General features: G+C 39.8%; 17 protein-coding genes and 1 tRNA gene. 10 read left to right on the top strand and 8 right to left on the bottom strand.

Annotation, left to right across the window (positions count from 1 at the left end; genetic code table 11):
• Positions 1–218: 218 nt before the first annotated feature.
• The 3 genes from JHD79_RS09065 to JHD79_RS09055 form a co-directional block, all read right to left on the bottom strand.
• Complete coding sequence (locus tag JHD79_RS09065) at positions 219–713, bottom strand: ORF6N domain-containing protein (protein ID WP_199118909.1); 495 nt, start codon at positions 711–713, stop codon at positions 219–221.
• A gap of 56 nt (positions 714–769) precedes the next feature.
• The gene (locus tag JHD79_RS09060; RefSeq protein WP_199118908.1) at positions 770–1,987 is read right to left on the bottom strand and encodes a site-specific integrase; all 1,218 of its coding nucleotides are present in this window, start codon (positions 1,985–1,987) and stop codon (positions 770–772) included.
• A 311-nt stretch (positions 1,988–2,298) separates the two neighbouring features.
• A tRNA-Lys gene (locus JHD79_RS09055) sits at positions 2,299–2,371 on the bottom strand.
• Between the two features lie 311 nt (positions 2,372–2,682).
• On the opposite strand from JHD79_RS09055, the gene JHD79_RS09050 reads away from it, so the two are divergent.
• From JHD79_RS09050 to JHD79_RS09040, 3 genes are read left to right on the top strand one after another with little or no spacing between them, the layout of a single operon-like run.
• Positions 2,683–5,019, top strand: a complete 2,337-nt coding sequence (locus tag JHD79_RS09050) for a glycoside hydrolase N-terminal domain-containing protein (RefSeq protein WP_199118907.1) — start codon at positions 2,683–2,685, stop codon at positions 5,017–5,019.
• A 26-nt stretch (positions 5,020–5,045) separates the two neighbouring features.
• Positions 5,046–5,897, top strand: coding sequence for a fumarylacetoacetate hydrolase family protein (locus JHD79_RS09045; protein ID WP_199118906.1), 852 nt, complete (start codon positions 5,046–5,048; stop codon positions 5,895–5,897).
• Positions 5,894–6,229, top strand: coding sequence for an L-rhamnose mutarotase (locus JHD79_RS09040; protein ID WP_199118905.1), 336 nt, complete (start codon positions 5,894–5,896; stop codon positions 6,227–6,229). The genes JHD79_RS09045 and JHD79_RS09040 overlap by 4 nt, the downstream gene beginning before the upstream one ends.
• 13 nt (positions 6,230–6,242) lie before the next feature.
• On the opposite strand, the gene JHD79_RS09035 is transcribed toward JHD79_RS09040, so the two are convergent.
• Complete coding sequence (locus JHD79_RS09035) at positions 6,243–7,073, bottom strand: hypothetical protein (RefSeq protein ID WP_233164621.1); 831 nt, start codon at positions 7,071–7,073, stop codon at positions 6,243–6,245.
• An 18-nt stretch (positions 7,074–7,091) separates the two neighbouring features.
• Entirely contained in the window at positions 7,092–8,027 is a 936-nt protein-coding gene (queG, locus tag JHD79_RS09030; RefSeq protein ID WP_199118903.1) for a tRNA epoxyqueuosine(34) reductase QueG, read from the bottom strand.
• Between the two features lie 103 nt (positions 8,028–8,130).
• Here queG and JHD79_RS09025 point away from each other — a divergent pair, with 103 nt between their 5' ends.
• Positions 8,131–8,346, top strand: coding sequence for a hypothetical protein (locus JHD79_RS09025; protein ID WP_199118902.1), 216 nt, complete (start codon positions 8,131–8,133; stop codon positions 8,344–8,346).
• Between the two features lie 267 nt (positions 8,347–8,613).
• On the opposite strand, the gene JHD79_RS09020 is transcribed toward JHD79_RS09025, so the two are convergent.
• The gene (locus tag JHD79_RS09020) at positions 8,614–10,119 is read right to left on the bottom strand and encodes a carbon-nitrogen hydrolase family protein (protein ID WP_199118901.1); all 1,506 of its coding nucleotides are present in this window, start codon (positions 10,117–10,119) and stop codon (positions 8,614–8,616) included.
• A gap of 171 nt (positions 10,120–10,290) precedes the next feature.
• Here JHD79_RS09020 and kynU point away from each other — a divergent pair, with 171 nt between their 5' ends.
• From kynU to JHD79_RS09005, 3 genes are all read left to right on the top strand, one after another.
• Positions 10,291–11,574 carry a kynureninase gene (gene kynU, locus JHD79_RS09015; protein WP_199118900.1) on the top strand — a complete coding sequence of 428 codons (1,284 nt, stop codon included), beginning with the start codon at positions 10,291–10,293 and terminating at the stop codon, positions 11,572–11,574.
• A gap of 3 nt (positions 11,575–11,577) precedes the next feature.
• A complete protein-coding gene (locus JHD79_RS09010; RefSeq protein WP_199118899.1) occupies positions 11,578–12,438 on the top strand; it encodes a bestrophin family protein in 861 nt (286 codons plus the stop codon).
• A gap of 902 nt (positions 12,439–13,340) precedes the next feature.
• Positions 13,341–14,243, top strand: a complete 903-nt coding sequence (locus JHD79_RS09005; RefSeq protein ID WP_199118898.1) for a histone deacetylase — start codon at positions 13,341–13,343, stop codon at positions 14,241–14,243.
• A gap of 28 nt (positions 14,244–14,271) precedes the next feature.
• Here JHD79_RS09005 and JHD79_RS09000 read toward each other — a convergent pair whose 3' ends face one another.
• Both JHD79_RS09000 and JHD79_RS08995 read right to left on the bottom strand, forming a co-directional pair.
• On the bottom strand, positions 14,272–15,879 hold the full coding sequence (locus tag JHD79_RS09000; RefSeq protein WP_199118897.1) for a Na+/H+ antiporter: 1,608 nt from the start codon (positions 15,877–15,879) through the stop codon (positions 14,272–14,274).
• Positions 15,879–16,226: a hypothetical protein gene (locus tag JHD79_RS08995; RefSeq protein ID WP_199118896.1), complete on the bottom strand. Its 348-nt coding sequence runs from the start codon at positions 16,224–16,226 to the stop codon at positions 15,879–15,881. Before JHD79_RS08995 ends, JHD79_RS09000 begins: the two co-directional genes overlap by 1 nt.
• 151 nt (positions 16,227–16,377) lie before the next feature.
• On the opposite strand from JHD79_RS08995, the gene JHD79_RS22745 reads away from it, so the two are divergent.
• The 3 genes from JHD79_RS22745 (at position 16,378) to JHD79_RS08980 (ending at position 18,811) form a co-directional block, all read left to right on the top strand.
• On the top strand, positions 16,378–17,253 hold the full coding sequence (locus JHD79_RS22745; RefSeq protein WP_233164620.1) for a carboxypeptidase-like regulatory domain-containing protein: 876 nt from the start codon (positions 16,378–16,380) through the stop codon (positions 17,251–17,253).
• Positions 17,254–17,336: 83 nt separating this feature from the next.
• A complete protein-coding gene (locus JHD79_RS08985) occupies positions 17,337–18,020 on the top strand; it encodes a pseudouridine synthase (RefSeq protein ID WP_199118895.1) in 684 nt (227 codons plus the stop codon).
• Positions 18,021–18,058: 38 nt separating this feature from the next.
• A complete protein-coding gene (locus tag JHD79_RS08980; RefSeq protein ID WP_199118894.1) occupies positions 18,059–18,811 on the top strand; it encodes a hypothetical protein in 753 nt (250 codons plus the stop codon).

The following is an 18,811-nucleotide window of genomic DNA, read 5'->3' as shown; positions in this document are numbered from 1 at the left end:
AATTTTCATAGAAAAATGGATATTGAAATAGTAGATGTATTTTTAGACAACAATAAAACGTATCAGGACTTTGAAAGTATTTAGTCATTAATCAGTGTCATCCAACAATTTAAAACGAGTGCGGATTTTCTAATTGTGCAACTTTTGCAATTAATGTACACTTCAAATAAACAAATCTTAAGGTGCTAATTTGGCACCTTAAGATTTAACGTGAATGTTTAAAGATCATCGGGTTTATATCCAATGCGTTTTCTGGGAGGATTTGGACGTTCCTGTTTTTCAAGCAGTTCATCAAGATACTTGAACACGATTTCCATGTTCTTGTCCTGGTTATCTAGCTTGTTCTTTATCTTTTCAATCTCTAAACGAATTTCTGTGTTATCCATTTGACGGATACGTGTAAATATGCGCATAATCTGAATGTTCACTGCTATAGCCCTGTCACTCTTAAGTATGCCAGAAAGCATAGCCACGCCTTGTTCAGTAAATACTCGGGGCGATTTTCGTGTTCCGCCCCAACTTGATATTCCATTTTGGAATATCAAGTTTTTAAATTCGTCCTCCGTTAATTGGAACATAAAGTCTTCATCGGGAAAGCGCTTTAAATTTCTGCCGACTGCTTTATTCAGATTGCTTGTTTGTACCTCATATAGTTCCGCAAGATCTTTATCAACCATCACTTTCATACCCCTGATATGATAGATTTTATTCATTACTATCTCATCAGGGACTAATAATCCATTAGTTTCACCACTCATTTTTCCAGATTTTAAATAACTGCCAATTTACTTTTCAACAGCGCCATATCTGCACCGACCTTAATATCAAGTATCTTGGCATAATGCTGTGTTGTTCGGATATTGGTATGTCCGAGCATCTGCGATACGCTTTCAATGGGCACGCCGTTCAACAGCGTTATCGTTGTGGCAAAGGTATGGCGGGCGATATGCGAGGTCAGTTTCTTGCCAATTTCGCATCGTTCCTCTATCTCCTTTAGATATTCGTTCATTTTTTGGTTACTTGGAACTGGAAATACCAAGCCCTTGTTCATACATACTGGATGGTTTTTGTATTTGTTAATGATGGTAACAGCTGAGGGCAATAGTGGTATGGCAGATCTGATATTGGTTTTTTGGCGGTTCTTGATGATCCATTGTTCGCCATCGATGCCTTTGTTAACGTGGGAAATCTCTAATTTTTGTACATCTGCATAGGCAAGCCCAGTAAAACAGCAGAAAAGAAATACATCCCTGATGATGTCCAGCCTTTCAGAAACGAATTTTTTATCGGCAATGATCTGTATTTCCTCTTGGTTGAGAAAATATCGGTCTACCTTTTTTGATCTCCCCTTGTAACAGGCGAAGGGATTTGCCTGTATATGTCCATTTTCAAAGCTGATGTTGATGATCTTTCCGAGGTTCTTGATCATTTTTACCGTGTAGTTGTTGGCACATGATTTCTCAGACCTTAGATAGTAATCGAACTCATTAAGAAATGCGATATCAACATTCCGCATGTCGATGTCCTTAACATTATATTTGAATGGCAAAAAAATCTCCAAGTGCTTTTTAAGTACCTTGTACCTGTTGAGTGTTCCCTGTACAAATTCCTTTCCCACAAGGGCTTCTACCTTTTGGTTATGCTCGGTAATTGCCTGTAGAAGAGTTAATGATTTTTCTTCCCTGCCCATAAACTTGTTTTTGATGGATTCAGCGGTAATTACATAACCAGATTTGAGAAGTTCGCCATGTGCATCATAGACCATATTTTGCAGTTGGTCTAAAAATGAATTAAGTGATCTGGAATCTTCTTTTGTGCCGATAGACCTTCCAGATTTGCAGTTCCAGCGGTCTGGTTCGCATGACCTGCCAGTTGTACATTCTGCTCTCTTTCCGTTAACGGTGATGCGGATGTAGATAGGGGCAACGCCCTTGGTGTAGTTCTTTTGCTTCTTCATGTAGAAGAGCAGGCTAAAATTAGTTTTCATAATGTGAACATTAAGAGTGAACAACCCGAGCCCGATTTTCGGGCAAGAGCTACATCGCCATTAAAAACAATTAATTAGCGATGTAAAATTAGCTTTGCAGAATGACGTTTACAAGATGTACAGTTAATGAACTAGTTGTAATACAATTAGTTATAACTTATTCGGTGAGTTGTGAACTTTTCTAAAACTACTCACCAAATCGCTCACTTTTTATATGAGAATTGGTGCATATTTTGGTGTTTCCGGTAAAACAAAAAAGCTTGCAATCATTTGATTTGCAAGCTTTTACGTAGTTTTAATACTATCTTCTGTGATCCCGCTGGGATTCGAACCCAGGACCACTACATTAAAAGTGTAATGCTCTACCAGCTGAGCTACGGAATCATTCCTTTTGTTTAAGGAGGTGCAAATATAGCCATTAAAATGAATTTACCCAATTATTTGAAAAAAAAGATAAAATTACTTGAATAGGAGCCCAGCAGACAAGCTTTTTCGGGTAAATACACCAACAAAAAAAGCGATAATAAATCATTGAAAATTAATATTTTGCGTCCATTTTTCGACTAAAAACATCTTTTTAAATTATAGGTATGTTTTTTTAATGAATGGCACTTTTCTTTCCAATGATGACAATAGTATAAGGTTTTTAGACTTTTACAATTATATTTATAGCTCATAAAACAAACACCTACACCATGAAATTCAGATTATTTTTTTTACTGCTATTTTTTGCAGTAAACCTCCGTGCACAAGAACCTTTAAAAATATGGTTCAAAAAACCAGCGAGCCAATGGAATGACGCCCTGCCGCTCGGCAATGGCCGATTAGGCGCCATGGTTTATGGAGACCCCTTGGCAGAAAACATCCAGCTCAACGAAGAAAGCTTATGGAGTGGCAGCAAGTTCAACAACAATAACCCACAAGCATCGGCCAACATCAAACAGATCCAACAACTGCTTTTAGAGGGCAGGAACAACGAGGCACATGCCTTGGCAGATCAATATTTATTGGCCACACCGGCCAATTTTGGTTCTTACCAAACCTTGGGCAACCTTAAATTAAGTTTTATCGATCAGGGCAGTATACGAAATTATGAAAGAAGCTTAGACCTTTCTACAGGCATTGCCAAGATAGAATTTCAGTCAAATGGCATTAAATTTAAACGTGAAACCTTTGTTTCAGCTCCCGATAACGCAATCGTTATCCACTTGGAAGCCGATCAAGCCCAAAGCCTTACTTTTAAACTTCAACTTAACAGAGCGTTTGATGCCAGTACAAATGCCATTGATCAACGTACCTTACTCATGAGTGGGCAGGTCATGGATCTACCCAATAGCGACACAGGACCAGGTGGCCTTCATATGAAATTTAAGGCCATGGTAAGGGTAATGGCCAATGGAGGAAAGACTGAAGCAGCCCATAATGGGATTATGGTAAGCAAGGCCAATGAGGTGACCATCATCATAACAGCAGCCACAGATTATAATTTGAAAAAGTTAGATTTCGATAGACGTATCAATCCGCAGCAGACTTGCGAGGATATCATCCAAAAGGCAGGTGAAAAGGATTTCAAAACCCTGCTTAACCGTCACCTTGAAGAATACCAGCCACTGTTCCATAAAATGTCATTTAGCTTGGGGAAACAAGAAGACACCAATTTACCAACCAACGAACGCTTAGCCCTATTTAAAAAAGGAAAGGCAGACCTAAGCCTTATCCCTCTTTATTTCCAGTTTGGAAGGTACCTCATGCTGGCTTCTTCCAGGGCGCCGGGCGTACTTCCAGCCAACCTTCAGGGTATTTGGAATGACCATTATATAGCCCCTTGGAATGCCGATTACCATACCAACATTAACATACAGATGAATTATTGGCCTACCGACCTTACCAATACTTCCATTGCTTTTGCCCCTTATGTTAACTTTGTAGATCAACAGCGTATACCCGGTAGAAATACGGCAAAAGAATATTATGGTGCCAAAGGCTGGACCATCCATCATGCTACCGATGTATTTGGAAAAGGGGCCATCCATTCGGGCATACATTGGTCAACTTCTCCATTATCTGCAGCATGGTTATGCCTAAATTTATGGGACCATTATTTATTTACTGCCGATACGGCCTATCTAAAAAACGAAGCTTATCCCATTATGAAAGAGGCGGCAGAATTTGTACAGTCCTTTCTCATCAAAGACAAAAATGGCTATTGGGTCACTGCACCCTCTATGTCGCCTGAAAATACTTTTATAATGGCCAATGGAAAAAAAGATCAGCTAACCTATGCACCAACCATTGACATCGAATTGGTCATGGATCTATTTAAAGCCTGTAGCGAAGCGGCAAAAGTTCTTCATACAGATACCAAATTCGTTCAGCAATTAAATGAGATCTCAAAAAAGCTTCCGCCCATACAGATCAGCAAGAGAACAGGCACCATACAAGAATGGATAGAAGATTATGAAGAAGCAGAGCCTGGCCATAGACATATCTCTCACTTACTTGGACTATATCCGGGCTATACCATTACACCCGCAAAACCAGCTTTGTTTGAGGCCGCCAGAAAAACACTCGAAAGGCGGTTGGCCAATGGCGGTGGACATACCGGATGGAGCAGGGCCTGGATCATTAATTTCTATGCCCGTTTATTTGATGGTGACAAAGTGGGCGAAAATGTAAATGCACTACTGGCCAAATCTACATTGGATAACCTGCTCGATACCCATCCGCCATTTCAAATTGACGGAAATTTTGGCGCTACGGCAGGCATTGCCGAAGCATTGCTTCAAAGCCACAATGGCTACATAGAACTGTTGCCTGCCTTACCTTCTACATGGCAAGAGGGGAAAATTAAAGGCCTGGTAGCGAGAGGAGGCTTTGAGTTGGATATCGTATGGAAGAATGGCCAACTCATCCATGCAGAAATCTTATCGAACAAAGGCAATAGCACCAAGATCAAGTATGGTAAAAAGACAATCGAACTGAAAACAAAACCCCATCAACGTTATCCTTTGGATATATTGGTGGCTAAATAATACGACAAACTAAAACCAAACCGCAAATGAAACTGATCAGATTTGGACCTTATGGAAAGGAAAGGCCAGGGATTATCTTAAATGATGAATATTATGATGTATCCGCCCATGTACAGGATTACAATGAAGCCTTTTTTGAAAATGGTGGACTAAATCTACTTGAAAAAGTGATTTTAAGGGACGATCTGCCTAAGATTTCGAAAACGCAACGTTTGGGTTCACCTTTGGCCAGACCCTCAAAGCTCGTTTGTGTAGGCCTGAACTATAAAGATCACGCGGCAGAAACAAATTCTCCCTTGCCCAAAGAACCCATTTTATTTTTCAAATCTACTTCAGCCATTGTAGGACCGAATGATGAGCTGGTTCTTCCCAAAGACAGCTCCAAAACGGATTGGGAAGTAGAATTGGCCGTAGTGATCGGGAAAAGAGCGGCATACGTAACGGTAGAAGAAGCACAAGAGTACATTGCGGGTTATGTATTGCTCAACGATTATAGTGAAAGGGCTTTTCAGTTGGAGCGTAACGGACAATGGGTAAAAGGCAAGAGCTGTGATACCTTTGCCCCAATGGGACCTTTCATGGCTACCAAAGATGAAATTAAAGATGTACAACAGCTAAGGCTTTGGCTCAGTGTGAACGGAAAAATCTTGCAGGATGGAAATACCCACAACATGATTTTTGATGTTGCCTTTTTGGTGAGTTATATTAGCCAGTTTATGACCCTTTTACCCGGAGATGTGATTACCACAGGTACACCGGCAGGGGTGGGACAAGGTCAACGACCAGAACCTTGGTTCCTTAAACCTGGCGATGTGGTAGCCTATGGTATTGACGGATTGGGAAAGGCACAGCAAATTGCAAAAGCTTATTCAAGATGAAAAGATATGCCTTAGCCCTCGACTTAAAGGATGACGAAAAACTGATTGCCCAATACGAAGCCTACCATCAAGCCATTTGGCCAGAAATAACACAAAGTATCTTGTCAACAGGCGTGCAAAGCATGGAGATTTATAGGTTAGGCAACCGTCTTTTCATGATCATGGAAACGGAGGATGATTTTTCCTTTTCATACAAAACAATGGCCGATATTGGCAACCCTAAAGTACAGGAATGGGAAGAGCTGATGTGGAAATACCAGCAGGCACTGCCTATGGCAAAACCTGGGGAGAAATGGTTATTGATGGATAAAATTTTTGCCCTTAAAGCCTAAAGAACTGTTATGATCAATCTATAGGATAGGCAGGTTTGGCTATCATGCCTTCATCACTTAAAAGTTCGGCCAAAATGGGGTCTTTCAATAATTTCTTAATAGCGACCACACGACCATTTAGCCGAACTTTATTTAGCACCAAACGTATGCCATGGCTATAATCGGCCCAAGTATGAGTATGTTTGTTGTAAACCGGCTGAATAGGCTTGCCGTCTAATTGATGCCATCCATAAATGACCACCCTTGGTGTTTTTTCACCATAGATCTTATTGGAAATGATCACATCCTTTTTATTTCCGGCCGTTAACGCCGAATTCAAATGCGCTGTATTAAATGGAGCCAGTTGCGCTAAAACCATAGCATTATGGGCCATAAAGACAGGTACACTTGTCATCGACATACTTGGAGGAATAGGTTGCGGCATCAATTTAATCTTGGCCTGTTGATAGATCAAGTCGACCAGCTTACGGGTAGGTAAAACTGTATGGGTAAGATTGGCGATTTTTTGGGCTAGCATAGGCGTAGTGGGAATATAGAAATAATCCTCATTATTACCGATGGCCAAATAATCGGGCAATACCTCACATGCTAAAATGTAAACCTTGCCCTCAATTGTATCCGTTAATTTCACCACACTTAGTTTTCTTAAAAAATCAGGAACATTTCCTTCCTTAATTTCCTTGAAGATCAATGCTTCCCTATTCGCTAAAGATAGACTGGTATCTGCTATAGATTTCGCAAAAGCACTTCCGCTCAATGCTTGGTCAGAACGGGCTTTCAATCGAAGCATCTGGCCCTGTAACGGTAAGTTAAACATCATTACCAAACCCCATAAAAATACCATTCTACGCATACTTTTAACCTAAATTTGATGTAAAAATTCGATATTCCTTTTCAGTCCACTATACTTTGTGCGTTTAACCGCCGAGTTCTTGAATACTTTGGCAAATACCTCATCGGTCATTTCGATCAGGTCCTGCTGGTTGAGCTGGAGCAACTCTGCCGCTGGTTTAAAATATTCTTCCTGGTGAGGTACAGCAAAACGGTTCCATGGACAAACATCTTGACATATATCGCAGCCAAACATCCAATTGTCCATTTTTTGCTTAAATGCTATGGGGATTTCGTTTTTCAGCTCAATTGTTAAATAAGAAATGCATCTACTTCCGTCGACCTGATAGGGCGCCACAATAGCATCAGTAGGGCAGGCATCTATACAACGGGTACACGAGCCGCAATGGTCGGTAACAAAGGGACTATCATATTCAAGCTCCAAGTCTATGATCAATTCTGCCAAGAAGAAGAACGAACCCGCTTTCTTGCTAATCAGATTGGAATTCTTTCCGCGCCAACCCAAGCCCGATTTTTGCGCCCAGGCCTTATCCATTACCGGAGCCGAATCTACAAAGCAACGGCCGCCTACTTCACCAATGTGCGCATTGATATAAGCCATCAACGCCTTCAACTTCTCCTTGATCACCGTATGATAATCCATCCCATAAGCATACTTGGAGATTTTTGGAGCTGCAGGATCACTTTGTTTTTCATCACTGTAATAATTCAGGGTGAGCGAAACGACAGACTTGGCACCTTCTACCAAGATTCTGGGATCAAGCCGCTTATCAAAATGATTTTCCATATAGCCCATTTCACCATGATGGTTATTGTTCAGCCAACTTTCCAGTCGGGGAGCTTCTTCCTCCAGAAATTCGGCTTTACTAATGCCACAGGCCATAAAGCCCAAGCGTAGCGCCTCGGCCTTGATCATTTGACTATATTTTGCAGCATTACTGAACATCGAAGTACAAAGATAGGCTTTTAACAGAAAAACTTTTGACCGTACTGTTTGTTACTTCATAGCATAATCAACAAGCAACATCAAAAACTAAATGTGAAACATCATGGAAAATTCAAGCCCAAACCATACCGAGGATCCTAATAAACCTACTCATCCTGTAGAAACCAATTATGGAGCACATCAATCAGACCCTGGACCGGGGCCCACGGTAAACGAGCCCGATAACAAGGGAGCAGGGCAGGCCATGAAATGGATCATTCCCATAGCCGTCATCATTTTATTGATTCTGTGGTTCATATTTTTCAGGAAGGATATCTGACAAAAGTAAGTGTTGTGTGGCAAAAGCTGCATAACAAGCCTACTTTTACCATATGGTTATATACGTGGTAAGGACGCCAACATTTTGGAGGTGATTATGGGCTGATACAGCAAAACCCAAAAAGGGGCTATTGGTGTCCCCACCAATAGCTTTTCAAAAAGAATAGGATGTCCTAAATCTTGTAGACCTTTGTCAGGCTCAGCGAGCCATTAAGGCAAAAATGAGTAAACTCAAAACTGTACTTTTTTGATTTCGCCTAAGCTCACCTTATTTAAGCAATTTTACCTCATATAAATCCCTACGTCTATCCTTAAGAATCTTGACGGTCCCGAAGTGATGTAATTCATCCAGCAAGTGCAGGTCCACATCAACCACCAACATCATTTCCGTGTTGGGCGTGGTTTCTGCCTTCACCGCATTGGTAGGAAAAGCAAAGTCTGAGGGGGTAAACACTGCAGATTGTGCAAATTGTATATCCATATTATTCACCTTTGGTAAATTACCCACACAACCTGCAATGGCCACATAGCATTCATTCTCTATGGCCCTTGCCTGTGCGCAATGTCTTACTCGGGTATAACCATTCTGTGTATCTGTTAAAAAAGGAACAAACAAAATCTGCATTCCCTGATCGGCATAGATCCTGCTGAGCTCAGGAAACTCTACATCATAACAGATCAAGATTCCAATTTTGCCACAATCGGTATCAAATACGCCGATTTTATCCCCACCGCTCATGCCGTAATACTTTTGTTCATTGGGGGTAATGTGTATCTTCCTATAATCTTCTGTTAATCCATTTCTATGGCATAAATAAGTGGCGTTATACAATTTACCATTCTCTATAATCGGCATACTACCAGAAATGATATTCACATTATAGGACACGGCATATTCTTGTAGTTTATGAACAATTTCCTCTGTTTTTTCGGCCAATTTCCGCATGGCTTCCATTTCCGGCAAATGATTATAAGGCTGCAACAGTGGGGTATTGAAAAATTCGGGGAACATGATAAAATCAGACTTATATCCGCTAACCGCATCTACAAAAAATTCTACCTGTTCATAAAAAGCATCCAAATCTGCAAATAATCGCATTTGCCATTGTACCAAGCCCAACCTAATCGTTTTAGCAGATCGGGCAGATACGTTATCCTGATAATATATGTTATTCCATTCTATTAAGGTGGCATATTCCTTTGATTCCAGGTCTCCAGGCAGGTAATTTTTTAAAATTTTACGAACGTGGAAATCGTTCGAAATCTGGAAGCTCAGGGTAGGATCATATAGCTCCTTTGCCTTCACCTTATCGATGTATTGCCTCGGATTTAAAGTTTCCGCATATTGATGATACCCCGGTATTCTTCCACCCGCAATAATACTTTCCAAACTTAACAGTTCACATAATTCTTTTCTGGCTTCATATAACCTTCTGGCCAACCGTAATCCCCTATAATCGGGATGAACAAATATTTCTATGCCATAAAGTACATTGCCTTTTGCAGTATGTGTAGAAAAGGTATATTTTCCGGTAATCTGTTCATAGGTATGGTTATCTCCAAAAATATCATAATCTACAATGATGGATAATGAGCAGGCCACCACTTTATCATCTACCGAAATACAAAGCTGACCTTCAGGAAAAATGTTGAGTAGGTTTTGGATTTTTGCCTTGCTCCAAACTCCGTTACCACTATCCAAATAGGCCTGCTGCATCGATTCCCTTAAATCATTATAATCGTCAATGGTAAGTTTTCGTAATTCTATATTCATAACTAAACAACATCAAAAGAAAAATAATGTTCATTGCAACCGAGAAAAATTGGGAAAATATCATCCTGCCCATAACGAATTGTCGTTGTGTAATAAAACATGGAATATAAAATAGTTGAGCTAAATCCAAACTGTTAATAAAAGCTTTGGCTTTTTTATTATTATTGGCGCATGAATTTTGAAAACCATCTGGCCTTTGCCCAATCCATGGATAGCAAAGATCCCTTAAGGGAAATGCGAAATGAATATCTTTTTCCGCAACAAAACGGAACTCCATTTATCTACCTGTGTGGCAATTCATTAGGACTTCAACCTAAATCAGCAAAAAAGGTACTTGACCAACAGCTTCAACTTTGGCAAAACCTAGCGGTAGAAGGTTGGTTTGAAGGGGATGAGCCTTGGATGTTCTACCATAAGGAGCTAAAGAGGTTAATGGCTCCTATAGTGGGGGCAAAAGAGGCTGAAGTTTGCCCAATGAATACCTTAACGGTCAATCTACATTTACTGATGGTCAGCTTTTACCAACCTAGCCAAAAGCGTTATAAGATCATTATGGAAGCGGGTGCTTTTCCATCCGACCAATATGCCATTGAAAGCCAGGTACGTTTTCATGGCTTCGATCCTAAAGATGCCATCATAGAAGTTAAGCCAAGAGAAGGAGAATATACTTTAAGGACGGTCGACATTATAGAAAAGATTGAAGCGCATGCCAATGAAATAGCCTTGGTACTATTTGGAGGAATTAATTATTTCACCGGACAATGGTTTGACATGGAGGCCATTACCAAGGCTGGGCAGGGTATAGGCGCTAAAGTGGGTTTCGATTTAGCACATGCTGCTGGCAACGTGCCGCTAGCGTTACACCATTGGGGGGTAGATTTTGCCTGTTGGTGTTCTTATAAATATCAAAATGCGGGACCTGGTGGTATAAGTGGTATTTTTGTACACGAAAAGCATTTTTTGGACAAAAGCCTGCACCGCTTCGCAGGTTGGTGGGGCTACCAAGAAAACACACGTTTTTTAATGGAGAAAGGTTTTGTACCCGAAACAGGAGCCGACGGTTGGCAGGTCAGCTGCACACAGGTAATGCCTATGGCCTTGTACCATGCTTCCCTAAAGTTGTTTGAAAAAGCAGGAAATATGGAGGTTTTAAGAACAAAAAGTAAAACTTTAACTTCTTACCTGTTTTATATTGTAAATCAAGTAAATGAAAAGCTTGGATTTGAGCAATTCAAGATCATTACGCCTACAGAAGAAAACGACAGGGGCGCCCAAGTTTCCATTATTGCCAGAACACATGGCAAGCAGATATTCGACCATTTGGTGACCAACCACGTTTTGGGCGATTGGAGGGAGCCCAATGTCATTAGATTGAGCCCAGTGCCTATGTATAATAGTTTTGAAGATGTATTTAGAACAGGTGAACTTTTATTAACCCTAAGCAAATCTATTTAAAAGATGATTAATTATAACCCCAAAGAGTGGATCAGTTTTATTTTCCATATCCATAAAGCAGATACCATTAGGAAATTATGGAAACTAATGATCAGTGTAGCCATTTTCTCTGGAATAATAGCCTATTTAGAACTGAATTACCTAAAATTAGCTGAAACTACCTATATAAAGAATGTAGGCATGATGCATAATCTTTTAGGTTTTGTGATTTCCATGCTATTGGTGTTCAGGACCAATACTTCCTACGACAGATGGTGGGAAGGAAGAAGACTTCTGGGGACTTTGGTGAACGTGAGCCGAAATTTCGCCATTAGGATCAATGCCCTCAACCTTAGCGCTACAGACAAAGAATTCTTCAAATATGCTATTCCCAAATATGCCTTTGCCCTAAAAGAGCATTTGAGAGAGAAGCAGTATTTTGGCAAGAACAGTATCTTGATAGAAATAGATGGTGGTAAGCATATCCCTAACCAGGTGGCCACAAGTATGACCAATAAGCTTTTTGAACTACAACGTGAGGGTAAGATCTCCGCAGAACAGCTCATTATATTAAGTAACGATACCACACAGTTCACCGATGTTTGTGGCGCCTGCGAACGTATCAAAAATACCCCAATTCCCTATTCCTACAGTGCCTTCATCAAAAAGTTCATTTTCGTTTATGTGATTACCCTGCCTTTTGGATGGGTATTTAGCCTAGGCTATTTTGTTATTGGAATTGTACCCTTTATCTTATATGTATTGGCCAGTTTAGAACTCATTGCCGAAGAAATAGAGAACCCTTTCGGTACCGATGCCAATGACCTTCCGGTAGATGAAATCAGTAATAATATTGAAAAACATGTAGGGGAGATCCTAGGATAAGGTTAACTGTTGAAATTGTTTAAATCTTTTAATGGTTTTTAAAACCCTATATCTTCGGACATCTAACTTCTGACTTAAAAAATGAATGAAATCAGTAATAATATGGGAAAGCAGTAGGGGAATATAAGGTTAACTGCTGAAATGTTTAAATCGTTTAATGTTTTTTAAAACCTTATATCTTCGGACTTCCGACATTTAACTTCTGACTTAAAAAACGGATGAAATCAGTGATAATATGGAAAAGCATGTAGGGGAGATCCTAGGATAAGGTTAACTGTTGAAATTGTTTAAATCGTTCAATTGTTTTAAAACACTATATCTTCGGACATCTAACTTCTGACTTAAAAAATGAATGAAATCAGTAATAATATGGGAAAGCAGTAGGGGAGATACTAGGATAAGGTTAACTGCTGAAATGTTTAAATCATTTAATGTTTTTTAAAACCTTATATCTTCGGACTTCCGACATTTAACTTCTGACTTAAAAAACGTATGAAATCAGTAATAATATGGGAAAGCGGTAGGGGAATATAAGGTTAACTGCTGAAATGTTTAAATCATTTAATGTTTTTTAAAACCTTATATCTTCGGACTTCCGACATCTAACTTCTGACTTAAAAAATGAATGAAATCAGTAATAATATGGAAAAGCATGTAAGGCAGATACTAGGATAAGGTTAACTGCTAAAATTGTTTAAACCGTTCAATTGTTTTAAAACACCATATCTTCGGACTTCCGACATCTAACTTCTGACTTAAAAAATGAATGAAATCAGTAATAATATGGGAAAGCAGTAGGGGAGATACTAGGATAAGGTTAACTGCTAAAATTGTTTAAATCGTTCAATTGTTTTAAAACACTATATCTTCGGACTTCCGACATCTGACTTCTGACTTAAGAAATGATTAAAATCGCTTATCACCCCATATACGCACATCCATTGCCTAAGGGTCATCGGTTTCCCATGCTGAAATATGAGCTGATCCCCGAACAATTGCTGCACGAGGGAACGATCGGTAAGGACAATTTGTTTGAGCCTCTCCCAACAGCAGAAATAAATATATTAGCTGCACATGATAAGGCTTATTGGCAACAATTAAAAGATTTGACGCTACCCTATAAAGAGCAACGCAGAATTGGATTTCCTTTAGATGCCCAATTGGTAGAAAGGGAATTGAGAATTGCCCAGGGTACCATTGACGGCGCAATAGCTGCACAACAGAATGGCGTTGCCTTTAACGTGGCTGGAGGTACACACCACGCAGGCCGAAACTGGGGGGAAGGGTTCTGCCTGTTGAATGACCAGGCCATTGCAGCTTACTACCTGTTAAATAACAACTTGTCTAAACGTATATTAATTATTGATTTAGATGTACATCAGGGCAACGGCACCGCCCAAATTTTCGAAAATGAGGATAAAGTATTTACTTTCTCTATGCACGGGGATAAGAATTTCCCCTTTAGGAAAGAAAAATCTGATTTGGATATTCCTTTGGCCGATGGGACTAGCGATGATGAATTCCTCACCATTTTAAAGGATAAATTACCTTTTCTTATGGAAACGCATCAACCTGATTTTGTTTTTTATTTATCGGGGGTTGATGTACTGGAAAGCGATAAGCTTGGCAAGCTGTCCTTAAGTAAGCAGGCTTGCAAACATCGAGATCAATTGGTTTTTGAAACTTGCATCAAATACGGACTGCCTTTGCAAGTGAGCATGGGCGGCGGATACTCAGAAGACATCAAAGTGATAGTTGATGCGCATTGCAATACCTTTAGAACGGCTTTTTCATTCTTTACTTAAACTTCATTTCTGTGCTATATGTATTGGCTTAATGTTCTCTACCAGTAATCTTTAGCTCATTAAGATCAAGCTGTAGTTCAGCTTTTCTAATTTCCTCGTCAGTATAAAACTTTTCTTTACGAAGCTTAAACAGCTCCTTTCTTTGTGCTGCATAAACCTCTAATAATACGTGTTGATACAAATGTATTTCTTCAATCTCTGTGTCATTGCATTCTAAAGATGCCAGCTGCCTTTTTCCATCGGCAATGCTGTCTTCTAAAGCACTTTTGTAAAAGCCGATGAGCTCATTTTCACTTACTTTATTCAGATGATGTTCATTAATAATTGCTAATGCCAATTCATCTAACTTTAATTGTATGCCCGCTTGCTGTTCTTCACTACGCATAATGGCATCAATTTCTTTTAATTTGATCAACTTGATGACAAAAGGCAAGGTTAAGCCTTGCACTACTAAGGTAATGAAGATGACCACAAAAGTGATAAAGATGATCAGGTTACGTTGTGGAAAGGCCGTTCCGTCAGTCATTAACAAAGGAATAGAAAGTGCTGTTGCCAGGGAAACCACGCCTCGCATTCCGGCCCAGCCAATCACCAATGGTCCTTTCCAACCTGGCGACGGATCCTTTCTGATACTGGCGCTTAACCAGCGTGGCACATAAGCCGCTGGATAAATCCATAAAAATCGCAATAGAATGGTAATCCCACTAATGATCAAACCATATTTAATCCCATCACTTATAGAATAATTGCCCAAACCATGGATAATTTCGGGCAGTTCCAGTCCTATCAGTACAAAAACTAAGGCATTCATGACAAAGATCAGAGTGGTCCACACGCCAAGCATGTTCAATCTGGTGCTTCCGGTTTGAAAAACCTCATGCGAACGATAAGAAATGAACAAGCCTCCGGTTACTACGGCCATTACACCGGAGAAATGAAATTGCTCAGCCGACAAGAATAGCATATAGGGGGTCATTACCGTTAAAGCGGCATCAATAGCGGGTGTAGTAGGCAGGAAACGATGGATCACGTACATCACATGCGCTCCAGCCAAGCCAACCACAATGCCCATACCTGCCACCAAAAAAAATTGTCCGGTGGCCTGCTGCATGGAAAATGCACCCGTCATAACGGCCACCAAAGCAAATTTGAATACAATCAATGAAGAAGCATCGTTGACCAAACTTTCCCCTTCCAAAATGGTCAATATCCTCTTCGGTACACTCATGCCCTTAAGTACGGTAGCTGCAGCAACAGCATCTGGTGGAGATACAATGCCGCCCAATAGAAAACCTAAGGCCAGGGTAAAACCGGGAATAAATGCTGTAGAAGTATAGGCGATAATGACCGAAGTAAAAAAGACCAGACCGAAGGCCAATAACGCAATTGGTCGTTTCCACTTCCAGAAATCATTCCAAGAGGTATACCAAGCGGCTTCATAAAGCAATGGAGGTAGAAAGATCAGGAAGATCAGATCGGGATCTAAATGTAAAATAGGTATACCAGGTATAAAACTAATGCCAAGGCCTGCGATCACCAAAAAAATAGGATAGGCAATCTTAATCCTTTGGGCCAGCATGACCAATAAGAAAACGATAAAAAGTAAGGCTAATATTAGAAGTATATCGTGATGCATTAGACTTTATTTAAGGGATATTGGAAGTAAATAATTACAAAATTAAGAAGCAGAAATGGTAATTCGATAGCTGCACCTTTCAAATCTTTAATCAATAATTGTAAACACAAAATTAGCAATATGCCAGCGGCCATGATAAAGTTGCCCCATAGAAAGGTCTTGGGATGCAAAATAAGCAATGCACCCAGCATGGTGATTAGGCCATTAATGGTAACCGCCGTTTTAGAGAAATGCCATTTGCTAAATAGTTCAATCATTTCGGGTTTGGCAGAAAACATGCTGTAGCCTTGTTTTAAGCCCATAAACACGGCAAAAAGTATCAATAGACTATTTATAATTTTTATCATCGTAGTTTTTTCTACTAAAATAAGATTTAGTTTATTTACAAAAAAGGTGAGACTTTCAGAATCTGAGCTGGATTAAATTTTCCATTTCTGTACATGAAAAAAATTGAATTAATATTTATGGAATGGTGCGAAATTAAGCATCGATAAATAGATGAAAAAACTACAACTCCTACTTACCAATCCTTGTGCTGAAAATTGGGATGAAATGCTTCCTTCCGAAGCGGGTCGCTATTGTAATACTTGCGCAAAACATGTGATAGATCTGACCAAGCGCTCTGATGCCGAGCTGATTGATTTTTTCACCAAAAAGAAAGACAATGTTTGCGGTCGGTTATTATCTAACCAGCTCGACCGAGAGATCACTGCACCTACACAAAAACCTAATTGGCATTGGCTATGGCCCATTGTTATGGGAGCAAGCATTTTTACTCCTGCCAAAGCATCAGCATTAAAACCAGTTACGGTTCACAATGACGGCATTCTTCCAAGGGTTCAAAAAACAGAGCAGTCTCAGCCAATTGAGAAAGCAAAACTGGATACCATAAAGGGAAAAGTAATAGACGAAACGACAGGCAAGCCATTAGCAGGTGTTAAGATTACCCAAAAGGGCTTTAAAAATGTGATCGCCTTAACAGATAGCGGTGGTCATTTTATGCTAAGCATGGCTCCAGAAGAAAGCATATACCCATTGGTTTTTAACCTGGACAATTATAGTAATATAGAAAAAGAAATCAGCGCCAATATGGTGATAAAGCTATCTAAAGCACAAAGGATAATGGTAGGAGGTGTCCATGCGATAAACACCTCTAATCAACCTTTATATGTGGTCTATGTCGGCGATAAAAGTTGTATCTTGGAAAAAGATAGCCAGTTAAAGGACATCAATCCAGAATGGATAGAAAAATTAGAAATATTAAAAGATGCAAAAGCAGCAGCGCTCTATGGATCAAAAGCTGCCAATGGCGTAATTTTGATAGGCATAAAGAAAAAATATGCCAACAAAATAGACTTCTCTAAAAAGAAATGAGCACCCTAGTCCTTGCAGGTCTTACTTTATTTACCCGATAATCACGAAACAAATTCGCTGATATAATTTCCTATCTTCGCAGCGTGTTAGAAATTGTATATCAGGACGAGCATTTGATTGCCATTAACAAGCCACACGGATTGCTGGTGCATCGTTCTAAAATAGCCAACGATGCCAAGGAATTTGCCTTACAAATGCTTAGGGATCAAATAGGTCGCCAAGTCAATCCCGTTCATCGCTTAGATCGAAAAACAGGTGGTGTATTGTTGTTTGCCTTTGATAAAGAGGTAGAAATAGCCATGCAAAAACAGTTTCAGGAAAACTTGGTAGATAAACATTATCTGGCCATTGTTAGGGGCTTTACGCTTCCCGAAATGGTAATAGATTATCCACTGGCCAAAGAAAATGGCACCATACAGGAAGCTTATACCACTTTTAGAACCTTACAGCAGGTCGAAATGGATATTCCTTTTGGCCAACATCCTACTTCACGCTACAGTTTGGTAGAAGCTAACCCAAAAACCGGAAGGATGCATCAATTGCGCAAACACTTTGCACACATCTTTCATCCCATTATTGGCGACCGGCCGCACGGCTGCAACAAACAGAATAGATTTTTTAAGGAACAATTCGAAATGGAGACCATGTTATTACATGCATCGTCACTTCGTTTTAAGCACCCCGTCACCACCGAACAGATTCAGATTCAAGCCAGGGTACAAGAAGCGTTCAAACGCATGATGGACCTCATGAATTTTACCCGCTAAGGCAATTTTCCTTTATTAAATCTGTTAATAATAAATCTATGCAGTTAAAATTTAACCCGATCCTATCCTTTGCGCTTGTATTACTTTTGGGCAGTTGCTCATCCATCTATATTCCAAGTGTACCCAATACCCCAATGCTGACCACCAAAGGCGAATTTGCAGGAGGTGCCCATATTTCGTTAAGGGGAAATGCCAATTTTAATACTGCTTATGCCCTAGTCGAAAACTTTGCAGTAATGGCAAACGGAAGTTTTATGAACTTTGAAAACACCAAAAAAGACATTAACCATAAAGCTTTTGAGATAGGGGGAGGATATTTTAAAACATTTGGGCCAGAAAACAACAGGATCTTGGAAATTTATGCAGGTGTAGGTACCGGAAAGAGTAAAAGAACGTTCAGAGAGTTGGATCAAGATGATGTCATATTGAGCACCGACCACTACGAGGCAAATTACAACAAAAAGTTCTTTCAGGTGAACTACAGTTCAAAAAGAATAAGCAACCTAAAATTGTTCGGTATTAATTTCGGTCTCAATTATGGTACCGCTTGGCGTTTAAGTTTTATCAACACCGATAACTTTTACAGGAATGGTGTGCTACAGCCCAATGAAGATAACATCTTTTTAGAGCCCGTATTTTTTACCCGAATGATCCTGAGTGACGAGGTGCAGCTACAATATACCAGTGGAAGCAATTTTGGTTTAAAGAGCAGAAAGTTTTTAAATGCCGGGAACTCTGTATTTAGCGTAGGTGCCGTATTGAATATTGGCAGAAAGCCAAAAACCAAATAA

This window comes from Pedobacter sp. ASV28 (genome assembly GCF_016428855.1).
Lineage (GTDB): Bacteria > Bacteroidota > Bacteroidia > Sphingobacteriales > Sphingobacteriaceae > Pedobacter.
The sequence above is the reverse complement of the archived record's forward strand: the minus strand, read 5'-3'. Positions and strand labels throughout refer to the sequence as shown.